Source organism: Halomonas sp. 5021 (genome assembly GCF_036663435.1).
In the GTDB taxonomy this organism is placed as follows: domain Bacteria; phylum Pseudomonadota; class Gammaproteobacteria; order Pseudomonadales; family Halomonadaceae; genus Vreelandella; species Vreelandella janggokensis.
The window spans coordinates 77,424-97,096 of record NZ_JAXOVU010000014.1 but is presented as its reverse complement, the minus strand read 5'-3'; the positions used below and the strand labels follow the sequence as shown (position 1 = coordinate 97,096).

Genomic DNA, 19,673 nt, shown 5'->3' with positions numbered 1-19,673 from the left:
ATCCATGCGGTAATGAATCCTAGGCAGTTGACGATGGCCGTATTATCGCTGATTTCGGAGACTTATTCAGAGTCTCCCTAGGCTAATTTTACTAGAGCGAAAAATCGCCGCAGGGAACAACCTAATGCCGCATGCCCCACGCATCGAGCTTCACCCCATCAACCAGCGCATGCAGGTGCATGTGGATGGCAATCTGATTGCCGACTCCATCCAGGCCCTCGAACTCCGCGAAACCGGCTACCCGCCACGGCATTACTTCCCACGTGGCGATGTGCGGATGGGTTTGCTTAGTACCTCCGAGACGACCACCCATTGCCCATTTAAAGGCGACACGGTGTATTTCTCGCTGGGCGATCATAAGGATATTGCCTGGAGCTACGAGCAGCCGATTGAAGGAATGGAAGCGATAGCAGGAGGGGTGACGTTTGCATACGGGGTAGCGAAGATGCAGGTGGTACATGGGTAAACACTGCTTGTTTATTTATAATATTGCCATTCGATGGCAAATGCAGCCCGCCTGCAAATTCTGTAAATGCTGCTTAGTTAAAGTTGATTTTATTGGAATCAGACTTTTTAAGACTGGTATGTTGTGTTTATCGTATAGATAGCTGTCTGATATCTATTAGGGTTTTACAGGGTATAGGGGGAATTGGGTGAGAAAAGGAAGGTACTATCTTGGTCGGGTCAAAAAGATAAATCTTGACCAAGAAATGTTGATTGATGCCATTACCAATGCTCCTATAGTCTCAATTGGAAAGTTCGATTGGACGATAACGGATGTAGTCGACAATAGAGGTGAAGAGACACCCTATATTTTCGGGAAGTTGTCGAAGTATGCAAAGGAAGGTCATGCAAAAGTAATTGATGAAGTCAATCGTTCTCAGATTGATGCAGATGTGCCAAACCTTCTGGAGGCTAGCTCTTCGTTTGTATATTTGCCCGAATACTCAGGGATTGCATTTCTGCAGGTATGGAATGGTATTCAGGAAGACGTATTTCCAAGAAGGTTCAAGTCCGTAATTGAGGCTGCATATGGTGGATTTTTTGTCGCATGTGATGTGGAACCAGTATCCGACTATCGTGCTTTCACTGCTCGGCTTAAAAAGTTAAGTCATTTCACAGAATTTTCTGCAACCGTACATCCTCCAAATCCCCTTTTTGGGAGATTGTGGGGAAGTCTCAACGACTACATTGACAAACGAAATGCCTCTGAAGTGACAGTCAAAGAACAGACCACCAAGCCAAAAGGTTTAAAGTCAAGAATAATAGAGCTTATGGATCGAATAATAGATTCGCCGGAATATGAACCGGAAGAATCTCCTGCGATTGGTGATGCCGCTATTCTAATGGCTGCCGATGGATATGGCAGGGGTAAAGTAGTTGGGATGGAGAATGGTGATAAAGTCGAGATCAAAACTAGTGACACACAAAAGAGCTTTCTTCATGATAAAGAGCCTGTGCCCGGAGAGCTTGCGGTAAAAACATCAGCTCAGTTTGAGAAGGTTTCCAGAGAGCGGGATATGAAGCACTGATGACAATGTTCTACTATCTTAGAGTTTTTTTTGTAAGCTACGAATTTGCGTTCCTTTTGTTGTGCTGGGTTGTCTATGCTTTTTTGCAAGAAAATCTTTCAAAGTATTTTCCATTTCCCTCTTTGAATCAGGATGCACTTAAGTGGGCAATGCTCATTCCTGGGGGAGTTGCAGGGTGGACTTTGAAAGAAGGAGTCGGTGTTATTTTTCCTAGTGAAAAAAATGAGAAAGTATTGCACGAATGGCCCGATTATTGGAGACTTAAAGTTCATTTTGATGTTGGTGTTTTAAATAGTATTTTGTTCGTGATCCCTTGTTTTATTGTTTGGCTTCTAGGTGCTTTAAATACGTTGGTTGGGGCTTGGGTTTTTATTGGATTCGCTGGTGCCCTTTCAATAAATGCTTTTAGCTTCTACGCTGCAAAGATAGCTATAAAAAGTGCCTTAATTAGGTTGAATGACGGAAAAACCTAGCAATTCGGTGAATTAGGAAGCTCGCATGCGTGAGCCTGTAGCATGAGGGTTGGGTGTTTTAATTGAATGAGAAGATTTGATGAAAGACTTACTTGATAAAATATCTTCATACAATATTTTTAACTATCTTTTGCCTGGCGTAGTGTTCGTTTCAGTATCAGAGTCGCTGACAAGATATGATCTTGTTCAAGAAGATATTGTTATTGGTGTTTTCTTATACTATTTCATCGGTTTGGTTATTAGTAGGATCGGTTCGATTATGATCGAGCCTATTCTTAAGTGGTTGAAATTTGTTCGATTTAGTGATTATGAAGATTATGTTAAAGCGTCTCATAAAGACAAAATTATAGAAGTGCTATCCGAAGTAAATAATATGTATAGAACGTTCTTGTCATTATTTCTCTGTCTTTCGGTTTTAAAAATATATGAATATTTAACGTTACGCCACCAATCGGTAAATGAATGGACGCCTGTAGTTGTAATCTGTGGGTTGCTGTTTCTATTTGCTTTTTCCTATCGAAAACAAACCAATTATATAAGTAGACGTGTTGCTAACTATAAAGAAAAGGGGTAAGTTATGACTGATTTTTTTGAGATAGATTTTTTAGACGTTGAGTCCAAAAAAAGTGGAGATGCTATACCACTTCGGTATTCAATCGATGGTACTACAAGAATCCATGTGACTGATGGTGGATTTCAAGCTACAGGAGACTTGGTAGTAGACCATATTAACAAATATTATGGATCACCAAATTATATTGACGCTGTAATCGTAACACATCCTGACAGTGACCATGCTGGTGGGCCAAGAAAGCTGTTTGATGAATACGAGATTGGTGAGTTATGGATGCTACGACCTTGGCTTTATGCTGAAGAGCTAATTAATCGATTTAGTCGTTTCACTTCGGTTGATAATCTCGTACAACGACTAAAAGAGCTGTACCCAAATTTAGCAGCTTTAGAAGAACTTGCGCTTGAGCACGGTGTGAAAATATCAGAGCCATTCCAAGGTGAAAAGATAGGTGAGTTTAGTGTCTTGGCGCCATCTAAAACCAGATACTTAGATCTCGTTGTTGAATCGGAAAAAACCCCTGAGTCGACTAAGGAAGAAGAACAGTCCTTAGTCGAGGCTGCTGGGCAGTTATTTGATAAAGCGATAAATTTCATTAAATCTGCATGGGGAGATGAATATTTTCCTGATGATGATACGAGCCCTGAAAACAACATGAGCGTGATTCAATATGCCTGCTTATGCGACAAGAAAATTTTGTTGACAGGTGACGCGGGGCGGGCTGCGCTTGATGAAGCAGCTGACTTTGCACCGAATGTGGGTTTGCAACTTCCAGGAATTGATCGTATGCAAGTCCCACATCATGGTTCTAGGCACAATGTATCAACTGAAGTATTGGACCGGTGGCTTGGAGCTAAGCATGAAGCACAACCTGATTTGGGTAGTTTTACCGCAGTAGTTAGTGCAGCGAAAGAAGATAAAGATCATCCTCGAAAGTCTGTAGTTCGATCATTTATGCATAGAGGAGCAAAAGTAATCTCTACGGAGGGAAGTAATAAGAAAATCGGTCACAATGCACCTGAACGTAAGAATTGGGTGACAGTAGATCCTTTGCCTTACCCTGAAGATCAAGAAAAGTGAAGGTTGAACCACGCATAAAAAGTGACTGTGATCAGGCAAACAATAGTTCTGGGTTCGCCTCTACATTTCACCTGTCGCAGAGCCTGACGTAAATCTAATTACCCGAACCCACTCACCCTCATAACCTCCCTAGTCACCGCATCATTCAATATCCCGCGTTTGGCTTCCACCACCGTGAGCCATTCGCGGGCGCGGGTGATGCCGGTATAGACCAGCTCGCGGGTGAGAATGGGATTGGGCGTGGGCGGTAGCAGCAGGGCGGTGTGCAGGAACTCCGAGCCCTGGGATTTGTGTACCGTCATCGCGAATACGGTTTCTACCGCATGCAGGCGGGAAGGCAGCACCCAGTTGATGGGCTTTTCCGGGTCGCTGGTTGGGAAGGCGACGCGCAGTAATGATTTACCCGGCGTGCGCGGGTCCGGCACGGCGAGGGTAATGCCGATATCGCCGTTCATCAGCTTCAGGCCGTAGTCGTTTTGGGTCACCAGCACCGGGCGGCCTTCATACCAGCCTTTTTCCAGCATGTGGTCGCTGCCGAACAGCAGCTTTTCGCCGCGCAACGTTTTGGCGATGCGCAGGTTCAGGCCTTCTACCCCCCAGGGGCCTTTGCGCAGTGCGCACAGCAGTTGAAAGTGGCTGTAGGCGCTAAGTACCGCGCCTGCCCAGTCGTTATACGCCGTTTTATCTTCCTCAAACGCCAGCCCCTGCGGGCGCTGTGCTTTTAGCGTGTTCAGGTAGTGGTGGTAGCCCGTGGGCGGGGCGATGGGCGTGCCTTCGTGGTCGGTGCGGCCTTCGCCCGCGTTCGGGAACGCATCGGGGCTGCCATGAATCACCAGCTTATCCAGCGCGGGGTCTTTCTCTCGGCTTTCGGCGTTACTGCCCAGCACCAGGTGGTGCAGGTCCGGGTAGCCGTGGCGCAGTACGCCATGAACCGCCTGGTGCTTTTCCCGTTCGCTTTGAGCGTGGCTTGGCTGGTTAATCGCCTGGGCCAGCTGGCCGATGCCGCTTTCGGCGTTGAAGCGGTGGCTGACCCGCAGCATGGTAATCGCCTGGTCGAGCGGCTGGCCGTTGGGGTCCAGGTAGTGCTCGGGCAGCGGCTGGCCGGTGGCGCTTTCCAGCCACTGGGCGGTTGCCGGGGTGTAGTGGGCGGTCTCGGCGCGGCGGCACAGGTCGCCGAGCACGGCACCGGCTTCGACCGAGGCCAGCTGGTCTTTATCGCCCAGCAGTACCAGCTGCGCCTGGGCGGGCAGGGCGCTGAGCACGGCGGTCATCATTTCGATATCCACCATCGAGGCTTCGTCGATCACCAGCACGTCCAACGCCAGCGGGTTGGCGGGGTTGTGGCGGAAGTGGCGGGTGTCGGGGCGTGCGCCAAGCAGCCTGTGGAGTGTGGTTACTTCAGTGGGGATCGAAGATTTTAGGCGCTCTGTGCCTGACTCATCGCCGATATGTCGGACCACCAATGAATCGTGCTCCAACAAAGTGCTTAAAGACTCGAATGGCAGCAGGCTTACCTGCCCGGCGATGGATTCATTCAGCCGGGCGGCGGCTTTGCCGGTGGGCGCGGCGAGGCGAATGCGCAGCGGTTGCGTGGGCGATTGGGCCAGCTGCAGGGTTTGCAGCAGGGCGAGCAGGCGCACCACGGTAGTGGTTTTGCCGGTGCCGGGGCCGCCGGTGATTACCCCGAAGCGGTTGCGGGCGGCGAGGGCGCAGGCGGTTTTTTGCCAGTCTAGGGTGGGGGGTTTTTTAAATAGAACGTTTAGGGCGTTGGGGAGTAGATTGGGATGGTTCCGAACGGTATCTGACTCGGTGCCTGAATCAATCGCCCAATGAATTGGGCTCCTACAAAAACCCTCTTCGCCGGAGAGGCGGTTGGCGATTTCTTGGTGCAGGGTTTGTTCGTACTGCCAGTAGCGGCGCAGGTAGAGGCGGGTGGTGTGTTCGCTTTCGCTGCGCACTAGCGGGGTGTTGCCGGGGCCTTGGGTGATCAGCGTGGGGTGGTTTAGCGCGGCTTGCCATTCGGTAAGGGTGAGCGTTGCCAGCACCTCGCTGGGTAGCGGCGGCGGGTCGGTTAGGTCGTCGCCTTCCGGCGGTAGCGAAAGCGCGAAGTCCGGTGCGTTGAGCGTGGCGTTGATATCCAGGCATACGTGGCCGCGGCCGAGCTGGTGGCTGGCCAGCGCCGCGCCTAGCAACAGCAGCGGCGGGGCGTCCGGTGCTTCCGTGGCTAAAAAGCGCACCAGGGCGCGGTCCAGGTCGCGCAGCCAGCCTCGGGCGACCCAGCGTTCGCATAGTGCCAGTAGTTCGACGGTATCGCTTAGCGCGGGGTGAGCGTTCACTTGCGCTGGAGCGCTTGGCTGGTTGGCTTCGGGGGCGTCGCCGAACAGGTCGGGCGTGTGGTGGTTGTGTCGTGAGCCGCTCATGCGGTGGCCTCCTGTGCCGTACCTGTAAACAGGCCATCCAGTGCTTCAATCAATGCCACGGGGGCGGCTTCGGTATACACGCCGCGCCCTGGGCTGCGGCTGCCGCGCAGAAACACCGTCATCGAACCGCCCAGGTGCTGGTGTGGGTCGTAATTGGGCAGGCGCGCCTTGAGCAGCCGGTGCATCGCCAGTAGGTAAAGCGCGGCCTGCAGGTCGTAGCGCTTGGCGAGCAGCGCGTGGCGCAGGGCATCCGGTTCGTAGGCGCTGTCGTCCGGCCCCAGGTAGTTGGATTTCCAGTCGAGCACGTAAAAGCGCCCCTGGTGCTCAAAGGCTAAATCAATAAAGCCTTTGAGCATGCCGTTCAGGCTGTCGCTATCCAGCGCGGGTCGCTCGTAACCCGGCAGTAAGTGCTTGCTAACCAGCGCGTCGATGGCCTGGGTATTCACCTGCTTGGCGGCCAGCCAGAACTCCAGCTCGACCTGGTAGCTGGCAAGCTCGGTGAGTGCGACGCTCTGTTGAGAGGCCAGCGGCAGCGGGGTGGTGAGCAGTGCGGTCAGCCAGCCGGAAAGCGGCTCCTGCCACTTATGCCAGCCGCGCAGCTGCACCCGCCGCCAGAGCATATCGTCGAGGCTTTCTGCGTCGCTCGCGGCGGCGTCAAAACCTTGCCTGCCCGCCCATTCCAGCAGCCCGTGCAGGAAGGTGCCGGGGCCGGGGCCTCTGGGGAATTTATGCAGATGAAACGCTTCCGGTTGGGCGAGATCCTGGGGTTCGTCCAGCACCTCGAACGCCGTGGCTTCCTGGGCGGTGGTGGGTTCCAGCGGCGTGGTGACCGGGGCTGTGAGCGTGCCGGAAAGGCGCAGCGCCGAGTAGCTGGCAATCCACCAGTGTTCTTTGGCCGGGCGCAGCGGCGTGCGGGCGTGGCCCAGGGCGGCGGTGTTCTTGGGGGGCGTTAGCCGCTGGGCGGTGGGCGCGGGCGGTTCGTCGACGCGGATGTCGCTGCCTGCGGCGAGGTCGGCGAGTTTTGCGCTGAGCGTGTCCGGCGCCATGGCTTCGCCGCCGTTGATCAGGTGGCCGATGGCGCTGTTTTCCAGCCCCTTGAGCGGCGCCAGCCCCAGCCAGGTGGCGTGGCGGGCGCGGGTCAGCGCGACGTAGAGCTTGCGCAGGTCTTCGCCCAGGCGTTCGCGGTCGGCGGTGGCCAGGGTGTCTTCATCGGCGCTCAGGCTGAGTTGCAGGTTGCCGTGGGCGTCGTGCCAGCGCAGCGGCAGGTCCTTATCGCTGACCGGGCGGTGGTTGGCGATGAACGGCAAGAACACCAGCGGGTACTCGAGCCCCTTGGATTTGTGGATGGTGACCACCTTGACCAGATCGGCGTCGCTTTCCAGGCGCAGCTTGTGGCTGTCGCCGTGGCTGTCCGGGTCGGCGATGGCGTCATACAGAAAGCGAATCAGCGCGTGTTCGCCGTCCAGCTCTTGGCTTGCCTGCTGGAGCAGTTCGCCCAGGTGGAGCAGGTCGGTTAGCAAGCGCTCACCGTCCTCGAACTCCGCCAGCAGGCGAGCGGGGATGTCGAAATCCACCATCATGCGGCGAACCAGCGGCAGCACCCCCTGGCGCTGCCACAGCCGGTGGTAGTGGCTGAACTGCTCGACGCGTTCTTCCCAGGCCAGCTCGCTTTGTTGCAGGTGATCCAGGTTGGCCAGCGTCAGGCCCAGTACCGGGGTGGCCAGGGCCGCGCGCAGGTGGGCTTCGGCCTGGCGGGAGCTGGCCAGCGGCTCGGCGCAGGCGCGCAACCAGCGTTCTACCTGGGCTGCCATGGGGGAGCTGAAGACCTTGTCGTGGTCGGAAAGGTAGACGCTTTTGACGCCACGGCTGGCCAGCGCCAGACGAATCGCGCGGGCTTCCTGCAGGCCGTTGACCAGCACCGCCATGTCGGAGGGCTTGAGCGGCGTAAGCGCCTCGCCGTCTTGAAAGCCGCTTTGTGCCTGCTGGCCTGCCTCGAGCAGTTCGGTCATGTGCGAGGCGCAGCGCTCGGCCATTTCGGTCTGGTAGGCGGTTTTGGAGAGTGGCTCGTCGCTTTCAAGCGGCCAGAGGGTCATCGCGGGCAGCGGCTGGCCCTGGTGCACCAGCTGTTCGTCGCGGCCTTTGGCGGTCACGGGCTGGAAGGGCAGCGGGTTCTCGCCGCCTTCTTCGCGGAACAGAAATGCCCCGGCGGGCTGCCGGTCTGCGTAAGTAAAACAGTGGTTGACGGCCTCGACCATGGCGCGGCTGGAACGGAAGTTGGTGCCCAGCGTGACGTGGCGGCCAGCGGTATCCTGGCGGGCCTGCAGATAGGTGAAGATATCCGCGCCGCGAAACGCGTAGATGGCCTGCTTGGGGTCGCCGATCAGCAGGATGGCGGCGTCGCGGCGGGGCTTGGCGACCTCGAATACCGCGTTGAAGATGCGGTACTGAATGGGGTCGGTGTCCTGGAATTCGTCGATCAGCGCCACGGGGAACTGGCGCAGAATCTGCGCGGCCAGCGCTTCGCGGTTGGGGCCTTGCAGGGCGCGGTCCAGGTGGGTGAGCAGGTCGTTGGGGCCCATTTCGGCGCGGCGTTCCTGCTCGCGTTCCAGGCGCACCTTGCACCATTGCACGGCGTGAATCAGCAGGTCGTTGCGTGGTTCCGGCAGGGCCTTGAGCGCGGCGGGCAGTTCGGCCAGCGCTTGCCATACCTCTGGGCAGGGCGGTGCGCCGTCTTTCCAGATCTCGGCCATGCCCTCCGGGGTGAGGCGTTTCCAGGCGGCGGGCGTCAGCGCGGGGCGTTCCAGGTCGCTTTCGCTCCATTCGCGCAGCGCGCCCAGCCAGTTGGCGCGGCTTTTGGCGTTGAAGCTTTGGCCCTTGAAGGCCTTGCGCTTGGCGGCGTCTTCCAGTGCGGGCACCAGTTCGTCCAGCCAGGCGGGCCAGGGGGCTTTCAGGGTGCTGAGCGTTGCCTGGCGTTCGGCCTCGGCGGCGCTGAGGGTCTCCGCCGGGTCGGGTCGCTGGCTGCCGAGGGCCTCGCTTTCGGGCAGCAGCCGGGCGACCTGGGCGTGCAGTTCGCCGGGGGATTTCCAGTAGCGGGTAATGTGGCCGAGTGCCTCCGCATCCAGCGGGTAGTAGAAGGTGCGCCAGTAGTCGCGGACGACTTCCTGTTCCAGTTCGTGCTGGTCGTTTTCCAGGTCGAGGGAGGACAGGCTGCCGCTGTCGAAGGCGTGTTCGCGCAGCATGCGGTAGCACCAGCTGTGGATGGTGGAGACGGCGGCTTCGTCCATCCATTCGGCGGCCAGTTCCAGGCGGCGGGCGCAGGCGGGCCAGGTGGCCGGGTCGTATTGGTCGCGGAGCTCTAGAAGCAGCGGGTCTAGCTTAGCTTGCGGTGCTGCCCCGCCGGGGGTATGCCTACGAGGAGGCGCTGTGAACCCATCCTTGGGCGCTACGTCCGACATCCCTGTCGGACAACCTCCTCTACGGCATACCCCCGGCTCCTCCTCATGCAATGCTTCTGCCCGAAACACCCCGGCAGCTTCTACCAGCCGGTTGCGGATGCGTTCGCGCAGCTCCTGGGTGGCGGCGTTGGTGAAGGTGACGACCAGGATTTCCGGTGGCGTGAGCGGGCGCACGAAGGCGGTGTCGTCGTCGCTGTGTTGGCCGCCCAGTACCAGGCGCACGTATAAAAGCGCAATGGTGAAGGTTTTGCCCGTGCCCGCGCTGGCTTCTATTAGCCTGCTGCCGTGGAGGGGGAGGCGTAATGGATCGAGTGGTGCGGGCTGGCTCATAAGAAGATACTGTCAAACTCAGTGGAGAAATCTTGGCTTGCGGGATGAATCTGGAGTTGGTCAGCGCACCAGGCCACCAGATTTCGAGACGTATGCAGGAGTATGTCGGAGAGTTCATTCAGCAGATTGAAGTGTTCTGCTATCTGAGCGTAGTGCGTTGAGTAGTCGTGGGCGGCGATGTTGCGGATGGCGCGGCAGCGCTGCCAGTCACTCGTCGCATCAATCACGCCTTGTTTTTCAAACAGCGCAAGTACCTTAAGAAAGCTCTCGGTGGACTCTCCCGCAAGCAAGGCACTGTGTCGCATCGCGGATGCCAGGGAATCCTGCAGCTTGGCAAATCGTTCATTGAGGGCGGCAAGTGTTTCAAATAATTCCACATCTTTTTTGTGGTCTGCCAGCCACTCTCCGTCAATCGGCCAAGTCACCTTGTTGCGAGACTGTTGCAGAAACCAGGCGCAGCGCTGAATCACTTCCAGTAATTGCGCAAGATAACGTTGTTGGTCGCTGAGAACGTCCTGGCTCATGCTGCTTCCTCACCATCAATTGACGTCGACTGGCTCAGGGCTATCGCCTGGAAGGGCGTTGGCTCATCCGTCGAGACGTAGGTCACGATATCCACAGGGAGTTGCAGCCGCTCCTCCAGCGCCATTTTGAGTTCGGCAGAGGCGAGCAGAGGAATCGCTGTCCTGGAGATCAGCAGAAGGTCGATATCACCGCCTCGCTTTGTGTCATCAAGACGCGAGCCAAACACGTGGACGTTGACGGAAGGCCCAATGAACTCACGGACACCAGAGACGATCGTGGAGCGCTGTGATTGAGTGAGTCGCATGGAGGCCTCTCCTTTCCTTTGAGCCTGTTGATAAAGTCTAGCACTGTATCGAGTCTAACCCTTTACTGCATAAAACAGCGGGGCGTAGAGCGCCTCGGTGAGCGTAGCGAAGCGGTGGCCGTGTTGGGTTTGCTCGTTGAACAGCCGTTCGAAGCGGGGCCACTGGTGGCCGAGGTAGGCGCTTTGGGCGACTTCGCCGGTCTGGAAGCGGCCGCCGTCATAGGCGCCTTCGGCGGCGGCGTAGGCGTCGCTTTCCCGGCCTTTGTCTTCGGCGATCTCCGGCGTGCCTAGCTTGGTCAACCAGGCAAAGGCGGCCTGGGGGGCCAGTGGCAGCGGGGCTTCAAGGCCTGCTTGCCAGGCGTTCATCTGGGTGTCCAGGTGGGCGCGGGCGGTGTCGGCGGCGATGGGGTCCAGCGTGATGTTGCCCGCCTTGGAAAGTAGCTGGGTGGTCATCGGGCCGCTGAGGTTGCCCGCCAGGTGGGCGACCCAGGGGCGCAGCAGGTGGGTCCAGCGGTACTGGCCGCGCCCGCTGCCCTGGCTGATCAGGCTGCTGCTGAGCAGCAGCAGGCGGCAGCGGTCACCGGCTTCGTTCTGGCGCAGCTCGTTCAGCCAGTCTTCCAGCACGATGCCGTCGGCGCTTTCTACGCGAACCGGCTCCGGCGCAGGCAAGGCGATGGGCCACTGGTCCAGTGCGTCCTGGTAAGCGCTGAACAGGTCGTCCATGGGCTCGGCCAGGGCGTTGCGCATGCGCTCGCCAAAGGCCCCCATGGCGAGCACACCCTGACCCTGGAAGCGCTCAAGCTGGGCGTCGAGGGCTTCCAGGCGTGGCTCGCCGTTGTCCACCGCGTGGCGCTGGGCGGCGATGAGCCGGTCCTGCAGCTGCCAGTTCTGCAGGCCGTCCAGGGCGAAGGGTTCGGCGTCCAGCTCGGCAATGGCTTCCTGCTCGAAATACACCCCTAGCCGGGTATTGAAGAACGTCCGCACCGGTTCGCGCAGAAAGCCGCCCAGTTGGCCGAGGGACAGGCTGGTAGGGGCGTTTTCTGGCTTGGGTAACGTTACTTGGGCGGTTGGGGGCGTGCGCGGGGCATGCTCATCTCGCCATACATGGGCCCCACGCCATTCATGAACATAGGTAAACAGTCGCCCAGCGTCGTCGCCATCCTGGAAATACGCGCGGCTGAACGGTTGCAGCGGGTGCTCGGTGGTCAGGGCGTCGAGCAGTGGGGCGCCGTGTTCAAAGTGCCAACCGGCGGCCAGGTGGTCGCGCAGCTGGCCGACCAGCACCGAGGGTGGCAGCGTCGTGTTGTCGATCTGGCTGCGGCCGACCCAACTGATGTAGAGCTGGTCCCGGGCGGAGAGCAGCGCTTCGAGAAACAGGTAGCGGTCGTCTTCCCGGCGGGAGCGGTCGCCGGGGCGGTAGTCGCTGCCCATCAGGTCAAAGTCCAGCGGCGGCTGGGAGCGCGGGTATTCGCCGTCGTTCATGCCTAGCAGGCAGACGCGCTTGAACGGAATGGCGCGCATGGGCATCAGCGTGGCGAAGTTGACCGCCCCGGCCAGAAAGCGCTGGGAAAGGCTGTGTTCGTCGATCTGCGCCAGCCAGTGTTCGCGCACCATGGAAAGCGGCAGCGGGTCCGCCAGCTGGGCTTCGCGGCTGCTTTCGAGGATTTGCTGCAGGCCGTTTTCCAGCTTGGTAAGCATCACGCTTTCCTGGGCGTCGTCGGTCAGGAAGAAGGTTTCCAGCAGGGTGCGCAGCCGCTCGACCCAACTGGCGGCATCGGTGGGCTGGCGAAAGGTCTCCCAGGTGGCTTCGAGCTTTTCCAGCAGCGTTGCCAAGGGGCCAGCAAGGCCCGCTTCCAGCCCGCCGATGTCGTCGAACGGCTCGATGCCCTGCCAGGCATTACCTTCACCTACCGTATACCCCAGCAGCAGGCGGCGCAGGCCAAAGGCCCAGGTGTTCTGGCTAAGCCCGCCAGGTAGTTCGAGAGTCTGGCGCTGTTTGGCATTCAGCCCCCAGCGGATGCCCGCGCCTTCCATCCAGCGCTCCAGCACCGGCAGGTCGCGTTCTTCCAGCCCGAAGCGCTGGCGCAGGGCGGGCACGTCGAGCAGGTCCAGCAGGTCGCTGACGGACAGGCGCAGCTCCGGCAGGCGCAGCAGCTTTTCCAGCGCGATCATCATCGGCAGTCGATGGCGGCTGGCCTGGTCGGAAAGCGTGTAGGGGATGAAGCGCGGGTCGTCGCCTTGAAGCTGGCCGAATACCGCGTCGATGTGCGGCGCGTAGCGGTCGATATCCGGCACCATGACGATGATATCCCGCGGGCGCAGGTCGGGGTCGGCGCTGAACGCGGCGAGCAGCTGGTCGTGGAGAATCTCGACTTCCCGCTGGGGGCCGTGGGCGATATGAAACACCAGGGAGTCATCCGCCGGGGCGAGGGCGGGCCAGTGGGTCTGGGTTTCGGCCACCGGGCGCAACTCGCGGATGTCGTCCTGCAACTGGCTGAGCAGGCAGCCGCGTTCACCGGAGAACGGCTCGAACATGTCGATGCGCAGCGCCTGCTGCTCGAACAGGGTCTGGTAGTCGCCGGTGTCGTCGTGCTCGTCCAGCAGGCGCAGGTAGTCGCGGCCCTGCTTGCCCCAGGCGGCAAGCAGCGGCTGGGCATGCAGGTGCAGGGCATCGTCGGCGTCGCCGGTGCCCAGTACGTCCAGCGCTTCGGGCATGCCGGTCTTGCGCCGCTGGCGGTAGCGGCTGGCGCGCAGCAAGTCCTTGTGCTCGATGATATCCGCCCAGTAGAACTGGCAGGGGTTGTGCACGCAGAGCACCACCTGGCAGCAGCGCGAGAGCGCCGCCAGGGCTTCCAGCGTCTGTTGGGGCAGCGACGAGATGCCGAAAATGATCAGCCGCCGGGGCAGGCCCGGCGGGCAGGTCTGGCCGTCCAACTGCTCGGTGGCCTTCAAAAAGCGCCGATGCACCTGGGCGCGGCTGCTGTCGAGGCCCGCATCGCCCTGGGTGGCGGCCACATCCTCACGCAAGATGCGCCACAGCGCGGGTTGCCAGCGCTGGTGGTCTTCCAGGGGGCGGGTTTCGCCGCGGGCGGTGATCAGCACGTCGTCGCCATTGGCCCAGGCGTCCAGCCAGTCGGCGCGGTAGACCTGATACTGGTCGAACAGGTCCGCCAGTCGCTCGGCCAGCTGGTAGTGCTTGCGCTGGTCGCGGTCGACTTCCAGAAACTGCGCCAGCGGCGCAAACACGTCCTGCTCGGCCAGGGTGGGCAGCAGACGGAGTAGCCGCCAGACCAAGCGCGATTTATCGAACGGCGAGGTTTCCGGCACGGCGTCTTCGTTGTTCGATACGTGAGTCAGCACCGTGCGGTAGGCCTGCCACAGGAACCGCGCGGGCAGCATGACGTCCAGCGCCGCCGCGATCCCCGCGCCGCCGTTGTCCGGGTCTTCCGCCAGCGCGAGCTTCAGCCACTGCCCGATGCCGTTGCTCTGCACCAGAATGGTTTCATTTTCCAGCGGCCCCAGCGGGTGCAGGCGCATCCACTCCACCGCCAGCCCGCGCAAATCTTCCAGGCGATTGCCATGCACCACCATGAACCCGGGCGTTAGCGATGTTGGCGAAAGCAGCGAATTGGCGGGCATGCGCGAGGTTCCTTCACGGCGGTGGTGGTAGCTAAGGGTATGGTGCCATAATTGAACATCTTGCGGGATGCGCGATATATCGCCAAGCTATGCCGATACCGTGAACAAAGTTGAGAGATCTATCCCCATGACCGAGTCATCACAAAATTCCCGCCGTCATTCTTCCTCTGTGGTCGATGGCCCAGGTAAAGCCGCCAGCCGCGCCATGCTGCGCGCGGTGGGTTTTAACGACGACGATTTCAAAAAGCCCCAGGTCGGCGTTGCCTCGACCTGGAGCATGGTGACCCCCTGCAACAGCCACATTGGCGAGCTGGCCGAACATGCCCGTGACGGCGCGGACGCGGCGGGTGGCAAGGGTGTGATCTTCAACACCATCACCATTTCCGATGGCATCGCCAATGGTACCGAGGGCATGAAGTACTCGCTGGTGTCCCGCGAGGTGATCGCCGATTCCATCGAGACCGTGGCGGGCTGCGAAGGCTTTGACGGCCTGGTGGCCATTGGCGGCTGCGACAAGAACATGCCCGGCTGTGTGATGGGCCTGGCGCGGCTCAATCGCCCGAGCGTGTTTGTTTATGGCGGCACCATCATGCCCGGCGAGGGGCATACCGATATCGTCTCGGTCTTCGAGGCCATGGGCGCGCACTCCCGCGGCGATATCGACCTGATCGAACTCAAGAACATCGAGGAAACAGCGATTCCCGGCCCGGGTTCCTGCGGCGGCATGTACACCGCCAACACCATGGCCTCGGCGATTGAAGCCCTGGGCATGAGCCTGCCAGGCAGCTCGGCGCAGAACGCCATTTCCCGCGATAAGCGCGAGGACTGCGAGGCGGCGGGCGAAGCCGTGCTGGCGCTGCTGGCCAACGACATCAAGCCTTCCGATATCATGACCCGCGAGGCGTTTGAAAACGCCGTGACCGTGGTCATTGCCCTGGGCGGCTCGACCAACGCCGTGCTTCACCTGGTGGCCATGGCGCGCACCATTGGCGTCGAACTGTCGCTCAAGGACTTCACCGAGATCGGCAAGCGCGTGCCGGTCGTGGCTGACCTGCGCCCCAGCGGCCACTACATGATGAGCGAGCTGGTGGCGATTGGCGGTATTCAGCCGCTGATGAAGATCCTGCTCGACGCAGGCCTGCTGCACGGCGACTGCCTGACGGTCACCGGCAAGACGCTGGCCGAGAATCTCGCCGATGTGGAGCCGTACCCGCTGGACCAGAAAATCATCGCCCCGCTGGGTAACCCCATCAAGGCCGAAAGCCATCTGCGTATTCTCCACGGCAACCTGGCCCCGGAAGGCGCGGTGGCCAAGATTACCGGCAAGGAAGGCACGCGGTTCAGCGGTTCGGCACGAGTGTTCGGTTCTGAAGAGGAAGCCCAGGCGCGCATCAACGACGGCACCGTGGTGGCGGGGGACGTGATAGTGATTCGCTACGAAGGCCCCAAGGGCGGCCCAGGCATGCGCGAAATGCTCACGCCGACGTCGGCCATCATGGGCCGTGGGCTGGGCAGCGACGTGGCGTTGATTACCGATGGCCGCTTCTCCGGCGGCAGCCACGGCTTCGTCGTGGGCCACGTGTCCCCCGAGGCGTTCGAGGGCGGTCCGCTGGCGCTGGTGGAAGACGGCGACACCATCACCATCGACGCGGTGGCCGACACCATTGAAGTGGCGGTTTCCGACGACGAATTGATTCGCCGCCGTGCCGCCTGGCGTCAGCCGACACCGCGTTACCGCCGTGGCGTGCTGGCCAAGTACGCGCGACTGGTCAGTTCCGCCAGCACTGGCGCGGTCACCGACAACGAAGAGTAAGCCTAGCGCTGTCATCTGCATGTCAAACGCCAGGGATAACCTGGCGTTTTTATTGGCGTAAAGGAAACGTTTCAATGACGACGCAAGCGAACTCCAAGACGTCACGGGTCAGCGAAGTCTTCAAGGCGTTTCTGCTGCTCGGGCTCACCTCCTTTGGCGGGCCGGTGGCGCATCTGGGTTACTTCCGCACCGAGTTTGTCGCGCGCCGGAAGTGGCTGACGGAAAGCGCCTACGCGGATCTGGTGGCGCTGTGTCAGTTTCTACCCGGCCCGGCCAGCAGCCAGGTGGGCTTTGCCCTGGGGCTGATGCGGGCGGGCCCCTGGGGCGCTGCCATGGCATGGCTGGCGTTTACCCTGCCGTCGGCCATTGTGCTGGTGCTGTTCGCCTTTGGCGCTGCGGTGCTTGAGGGGCCGATTGCCAGCGGTATTATTCATGGCTTGAAGGTCGTCGCCGTGGCCATTGTTGCCCATGCGGTGTGGGGCATGGCACGCAATCTATGCCCGGATCCTACCCGCGCGGGTATCGCCCTGGCCGCCGTATTTGCCGTGGTGGCCATCAGCGGACCGTTGGGGCAGGTAAGTGCCATTGTGCTGGGTGGCGTCGCCGGGCTGTTGCTATGCCGGGGCGTGGCCGCGGCCGCTGAAAGTGATCCGCTGCATTTCCCGGTGTCGCGCCTGGTCGGCATCATCGCCCTCGTGCTGTTCGGCGGGCTGCTGGTGTTACTGCCCCTGCTGGCCGGCATGGCGGTCTGGCTGGATATCACCGATGCCTTTTACCGTTCAGGCGCGCTGGTGTTCGGCGGTGGTCACGTGGTGTTGCCGCTGCTTGAAGCCGAGGTGGTGCAGTCGGGCTGGGTTTCCGCCGACGCGTTCTTGACCGGTTACGGTGCCGCCCAGGCGATACCCGGGCCGCTGTTTACCTTTTCGGCCTACCTGGGCGCGCTGATACCGTCAGGCGGCAGCTTGCTGACCGCGACGCTTGCGCTGCTGGCGATTTTCCTGCCGGGATTCTTGCTGCTGGTGGGCATACTGCCATTCTGGAACCGCTTTCGTCAGTGGCAGTGGGCTCAGGCGCTGATGCGCGGTGCCAATGCGGCAGTGGTGGGTATTCTGGGGGCAGCGCTCTATGATCCGGTATGGACGAGTGCCATTATCGGGCCACAAGAATTTGCGCTTGCGCTCACCGGCTTCCTGCTACTGACTGTCTGGAAACTGCCTGCCTGGGCGGTGGTGATCGTGGTGGCATTCGGCGGCGTGTTGATTGCACCCTGAGGCCGTTGCATGAAGCGGATACAAAAACGGCCGCTTCAAGGGCGGCCGATATAGCGAGAGAAAAACATCCAATAGGAGGCGTAGAGGATCTGTTCGCTATGGCGCCTCCACTTCCAGCGTGCGACGCAAAACGTGAAGTTCATCCACGTTAAGGTGCTCAAGCTTTCCAGCGAGCAGGTCGCTGACCTTCTGAACGGGTAGCCCCGCTCGGCGGGCGATTTCACGGCTTCCCATGTCTGATACCGCAATCAGACGCGTGATAATGCGCATCAAGCGCGTACGTCTTTCGAGTTCCCTGACATCGAGGTCAGGGCTGCTTCGCGGAGGGTCGTGCAGATCCGCGTGTGCAATTGAGCGTGCCGTACTCATGAGGCTCCATCAGTCTGAAGTGACAAGGACACAATGCCGCCAACCGGGGGGCATTTCAATACCTTTTTTGATGAAAATTTCATGGCGCGGAAGGCCCCCCGCAAGGGGCTTGGCTCTGGTAGACTAACCCCTTATTTTTTCGTCTGTCCTCTCGTGTGAGGCACGGTATATTGAGCGTACGGATAAGGCCACGGGCCTAGGAGTGATGGCATGTCGTCGAACAGCGCACCCAAAGTGGGTGTGATTATGGGGTCAAAATCGGACTGGCCGGTCATGGAGCACGCTGTTTCCATGCTGGAGCGTTTGGGCGTGGCTTATGAAACCCGCGTCGTGTCGGCGCACCGCACGCCTGATCTGCTGTTCGACTATGCCAAGGGGGCTGCCGAGCGGGGCCTGCAGGTGATTGTGGCGGGCGCTGGCGGTGCTGCCCATCTGCCGGGCATGGTGGCCTCTCAAACGCCGCTGCCGGTGCTGGGCGTGCCAGTGGAATCCAAGTCGCTGAAAGGGCTGGACTCATTGCTATCCATTGCCCAGATGCCGGGTGGCATTGCGGTCGGCACCCTGGCGATTGGTAAAGCGGGCGCGACCAATGCCGGCTTGCTGGCGGCACAAATTGTGGGTTTGCAGGATGCCGACGTGCGCAATGCGGTGGAAGCGTTCCGCGCCGAACAGACCCAGAAAGTGCTCGATAACCCGGACCCACGTCCCGACCCGGAAGCCGAATAAGGAGGCCTGCGATGCAGTCTGTCATTGCCCATAACATCGGCATTTTAGGTGCCGGTCAGCTAGGCCGCATGCTGGCCCTGGCGGGCTACCCGCTGGGTAATCGTTTCACCTTCCTGGATACCACCGGTAACCCCAGCGCCGGCATTGGCGAGGTCATCGTCGACCCTGACAACCAGCACCTGGCGGCGTTTCTTGAAAAGGTCGACGTGGTGACCTACGAATTCGAACACCTGCCGGTTCAGCTGGTGCGCGATATTGAGCAGCATAAGCCGGTCTATCCCGGCAGCCGTGCCATTGAAGTATGCCAGAACCGCGTGGAAGAGAAGGCCCTGTTTGACCACTTGGGGATTCCCACGCCCGCCTATCGTATCGTCGAGAGTGCCGAGCAGCTTGAAGCCGCCGCCCGTGAACTGGGCTGCCCGGTAGTGGCGAAGTCCGTCACCGAAGGTTACGACGGTAAAGGTCAGGCGGTGCTCAAACAGCCTGAGCAGGCGGCTGACGCCTGGCGTGATATCGGCCACCGCCAACTGATTGTCGAAGCCTTTGTCGACTTCGTGCGTGAAGTGTCGATCATTGCGGTGCGCGGCCGCGATGGCGAGGTGGTGTTCTACCCCATGGCGGAAAACCAGCACGTGGATGGCATTCTGCGCTATTCGGTCGCGCCGCTGCCGGACATCGACGCAAGCGTTCAGCAAACCGCAGACCGCTATATTCGCTCGCTGCTGGATGAACTGGATTACGTGGGCGTGCTGGCACTGGAGCTCTTCCAGGCCCGCGACGGCAGCCTGCTGGCCAATGAAATGGCGCCGCGGGTTCATAATTCGGGCCACTGGACCATGAACGGTGCGGTGACCAGCCAGTTTGAAAACCACCTGCGAGCGGTACAGGGGCTACCCTTGGGCAGTCCCCAGGCGATTGCACCGACCTGCATGGTCAACGTCATCGGTCAGGAGGGCGACAGTGCGGCATTGTTGGCGTTGTCTAACACCCACCTGCACCGTTACGACAAGACCGAGCGGGCCGGGCGCAAGCTGGCGCATCTCAATATCGTGGCGGACACCCACGCCGAACTGCTTGAAAAAGTGCGTACCTGTCAGGCGCTGTTGCCGGGGGCGCCGCCTGTCGCGTGGAGTTTTGAATCAACTCTTTAAGCCGAATCGCCGCC

The 19,673-nt window shown here is 59.8% G+C and carries 15 protein-coding genes; 9 read left to right on the top strand and 6 right to left on the bottom strand.

What is annotated here, in order from left to right:
• Positions 1-124 precede the first annotated feature (124 nt).
• From R3F64_RS17075 to R3F64_RS17055, 5 genes are all read left to right on the top strand, one after another.
• Positions 125-466 carry a DUF427 domain-containing protein gene (locus R3F64_RS17075; protein WP_332612737.1) on the top strand — a complete coding sequence of 114 codons (342 nt, stop codon included), beginning with the start codon at positions 125-127 and terminating at the stop codon, positions 464-466.
• Positions 467-710: 244 nt separating this feature from the next.
• Positions 711-1,532 (top strand): hypothetical protein, encoded by an 822-nt coding sequence (locus R3F64_RS17070; protein WP_332612735.1) that lies wholly within the window; start codon positions 711-713, stop codon positions 1,530-1,532.
• On the top strand, positions 1,532-2,005 hold the full coding sequence (locus R3F64_RS17065; protein ID WP_332612733.1) for a hypothetical protein: 474 nt from the start codon (positions 1,532-1,534) through the stop codon (positions 2,003-2,005). Before R3F64_RS17070 ends, R3F64_RS17065 begins: the two co-directional genes overlap by 1 nt.
• Before the next feature lie 79 nt (positions 2,006-2,084).
• Entirely contained in the window at positions 2,085-2,579 is a 495-nt protein-coding gene (locus R3F64_RS17060) for a hypothetical protein (RefSeq protein WP_332612731.1), read from the top strand.
• A 3-nt stretch (positions 2,580-2,582) separates the two neighbouring features.
• Positions 2,583-3,656: a ComEC/Rec2 family competence protein gene (locus R3F64_RS17055; protein WP_332612729.1), complete on the top strand. Its 1,074-nt coding sequence runs from the start codon at positions 2,583-2,585 to the stop codon at positions 3,654-3,656.
• Positions 3,657-3,754: 98 nt separating this feature from the next.
• Here R3F64_RS17055 and recD read toward each other — a convergent pair whose 3' ends face one another.
• From recD to recC, 5 genes are read right to left on the bottom strand one after another with little or no spacing between them, the layout of a single operon-like run.
• The gene (gene recD, locus R3F64_RS17050) at positions 3,755-6,076 is read right to left on the bottom strand and encodes an exodeoxyribonuclease V subunit alpha (RefSeq protein WP_332612727.1); all 2,322 of its coding nucleotides are present in this window, start codon (positions 6,074-6,076) and stop codon (positions 3,755-3,757) included.
• Positions 6,073-9,861: an exodeoxyribonuclease V subunit beta gene (recB, locus tag R3F64_RS17045; RefSeq protein WP_332612725.1), complete on the bottom strand. Its 3,789-nt coding sequence runs from the start codon at positions 9,859-9,861 to the stop codon at positions 6,073-6,075. Before recB ends, recD begins: the two co-directional genes overlap by 4 nt.
• Entirely contained in the window at positions 9,858-10,385 is a 528-nt protein-coding gene (locus R3F64_RS17040; RefSeq protein WP_332612724.1) for a hypothetical protein, read from the bottom strand. Before R3F64_RS17040 ends, recB begins: the two co-directional genes overlap by 4 nt.
• Positions 10,382-10,690, bottom strand: coding sequence for a nucleotidyltransferase domain-containing protein (locus R3F64_RS17035; RefSeq protein WP_332612722.1), 309 nt, complete (start codon positions 10,688-10,690; stop codon positions 10,382-10,384). The genes R3F64_RS17040 and R3F64_RS17035 overlap by 4 nt, the downstream gene beginning before the upstream one ends.
• 54 nt (positions 10,691-10,744) lie before the next feature.
• On the bottom strand, positions 10,745-14,329 hold the full coding sequence (gene recC, locus R3F64_RS17030; protein ID WP_332612720.1) for an exodeoxyribonuclease V subunit gamma: 3,585 nt from the start codon (positions 14,327-14,329) through the stop codon (positions 10,745-10,747).
• A gap of 127 nt (positions 14,330-14,456) precedes the next feature.
• On the opposite strand from recC, the gene ilvD reads away from it, so the two are divergent.
• Together ilvD and chrA are read left to right on the top strand one after the other, a co-directional pair.
• Entirely contained in the window at positions 14,457-16,142 is a 1,686-nt protein-coding gene (gene ilvD / locus R3F64_RS17025; RefSeq protein ID WP_085919859.1) for a dihydroxy-acid dehydratase, read from the top strand.
• A 74-nt stretch (positions 16,143-16,216) separates the two neighbouring features.
• Positions 16,217-17,413: a chromate efflux transporter gene (chrA, locus tag R3F64_RS17020; RefSeq protein ID WP_332612717.1), complete on the top strand. Its 1,197-nt coding sequence runs from the start codon at positions 16,217-16,219 to the stop codon at positions 17,411-17,413.
• Positions 17,414-17,509: 96 nt separating this feature from the next.
• Here chrA and R3F64_RS17015 read toward each other — a convergent pair whose 3' ends face one another.
• A complete protein-coding gene (locus R3F64_RS17015; RefSeq protein ID WP_085919848.1) occupies positions 17,510-17,782 on the bottom strand; it encodes an XRE family transcriptional regulator in 273 nt (90 codons plus the stop codon).
• A gap of 210 nt (positions 17,783-17,992) precedes the next feature.
• Here R3F64_RS17015 and purE point away from each other — a divergent pair, with 210 nt between their 5' ends.
• The gene (gene purE, locus R3F64_RS17010; protein WP_085919847.1) at positions 17,993-18,508 is read left to right on the top strand and encodes a 5-(carboxyamino)imidazole ribonucleotide mutase; all 516 of its coding nucleotides are present in this window, start codon (positions 17,993-17,995) and stop codon (positions 18,506-18,508) included.
• Positions 18,509-18,519: 11 nt separating this feature from the next.
• Positions 18,520-19,659 (top strand): 5-(carboxyamino)imidazole ribonucleotide synthase, encoded by a 1,140-nt coding sequence (locus tag R3F64_RS17005; RefSeq protein WP_332612715.1) that lies wholly within the window; start codon positions 18,520-18,522, stop codon positions 19,657-19,659.
• The last annotated feature ends 14 nt before the right edge of the window (positions 19,660-19,673 follow it).

Coding starts and splice junctions, on each gene's coding strand:
- R3F64_RS17075 (WP_332612737.1), top strand. CDS start 125: ATGCCGCATGCCCCACGCATCGAGCTTCACCCCATCAACCAGCGCATG.
- R3F64_RS17070 (WP_332612735.1), top strand. CDS start 711: ATGTTGATTGATGCCATTACCAATGCTCCTATAGTCTCAATTGGAAAG.
- R3F64_RS17065 (WP_332612733.1), top strand. CDS start 1,532: ATGACAATGTTCTACTATCTTAGAGTTTTTTTTGTAAGCTACGAATTT.
- R3F64_RS17060 (WP_332612731.1), top strand. CDS start 2,085: ATGAAAGACTTACTTGATAAAATATCTTCATACAATATTTTTAACTAT.
- R3F64_RS17055 (WP_332612729.1), top strand. CDS start 2,583: ATGACTGATTTTTTTGAGATAGATTTTTTAGACGTTGAGTCCAAAAAA.
- recD (WP_332612727.1), bottom strand. CDS start 6,076: ATGAGCGGCTCACGACACAACCACCACACGCCCGACCTGTTCGGCGAC.
- recB (WP_332612725.1), bottom strand. CDS start 9,861: ATGAGCCAGCCCGCACCACTCGATCCATTACGCCTCCCCCTCCACGGC.
- R3F64_RS17040 (WP_332612724.1), bottom strand. CDS start 10,385: ATGAGCCAGGACGTTCTCAGCGACCAACAACGTTATCTTGCGCAATTA.
- R3F64_RS17035 (WP_332612722.1), bottom strand. CDS start 10,690: ATGCGACTCACTCAATCACAGCGCTCCACGATCGTCTCTGGTGTCCGT.
- recC (WP_332612720.1), bottom strand. CDS start 14,329: ATGCCCGCCAATTCGCTGCTTTCGCCAACATCGCTAACGCCCGGGTTC.
- ilvD (WP_085919859.1), top strand. CDS start 14,457: ATGACCGAGTCATCACAAAATTCCCGCCGTCATTCTTCCTCTGTGGTC.
- chrA (WP_332612717.1), top strand. CDS start 16,217: ATGACGACGCAAGCGAACTCCAAGACGTCACGGGTCAGCGAAGTCTTC.
- R3F64_RS17015 (WP_085919848.1), bottom strand. CDS start 17,782: ATGAGTACGGCACGCTCAATTGCACACGCGGATCTGCACGACCCTCCG.
- purE (WP_085919847.1), top strand. CDS start 17,993: ATGTCGTCGAACAGCGCACCCAAAGTGGGTGTGATTATGGGGTCAAAA.
- R3F64_RS17005 (WP_332612715.1), top strand. CDS start 18,520: ATGCAGTCTGTCATTGCCCATAACATCGGCATTTTAGGTGCCGGTCAG.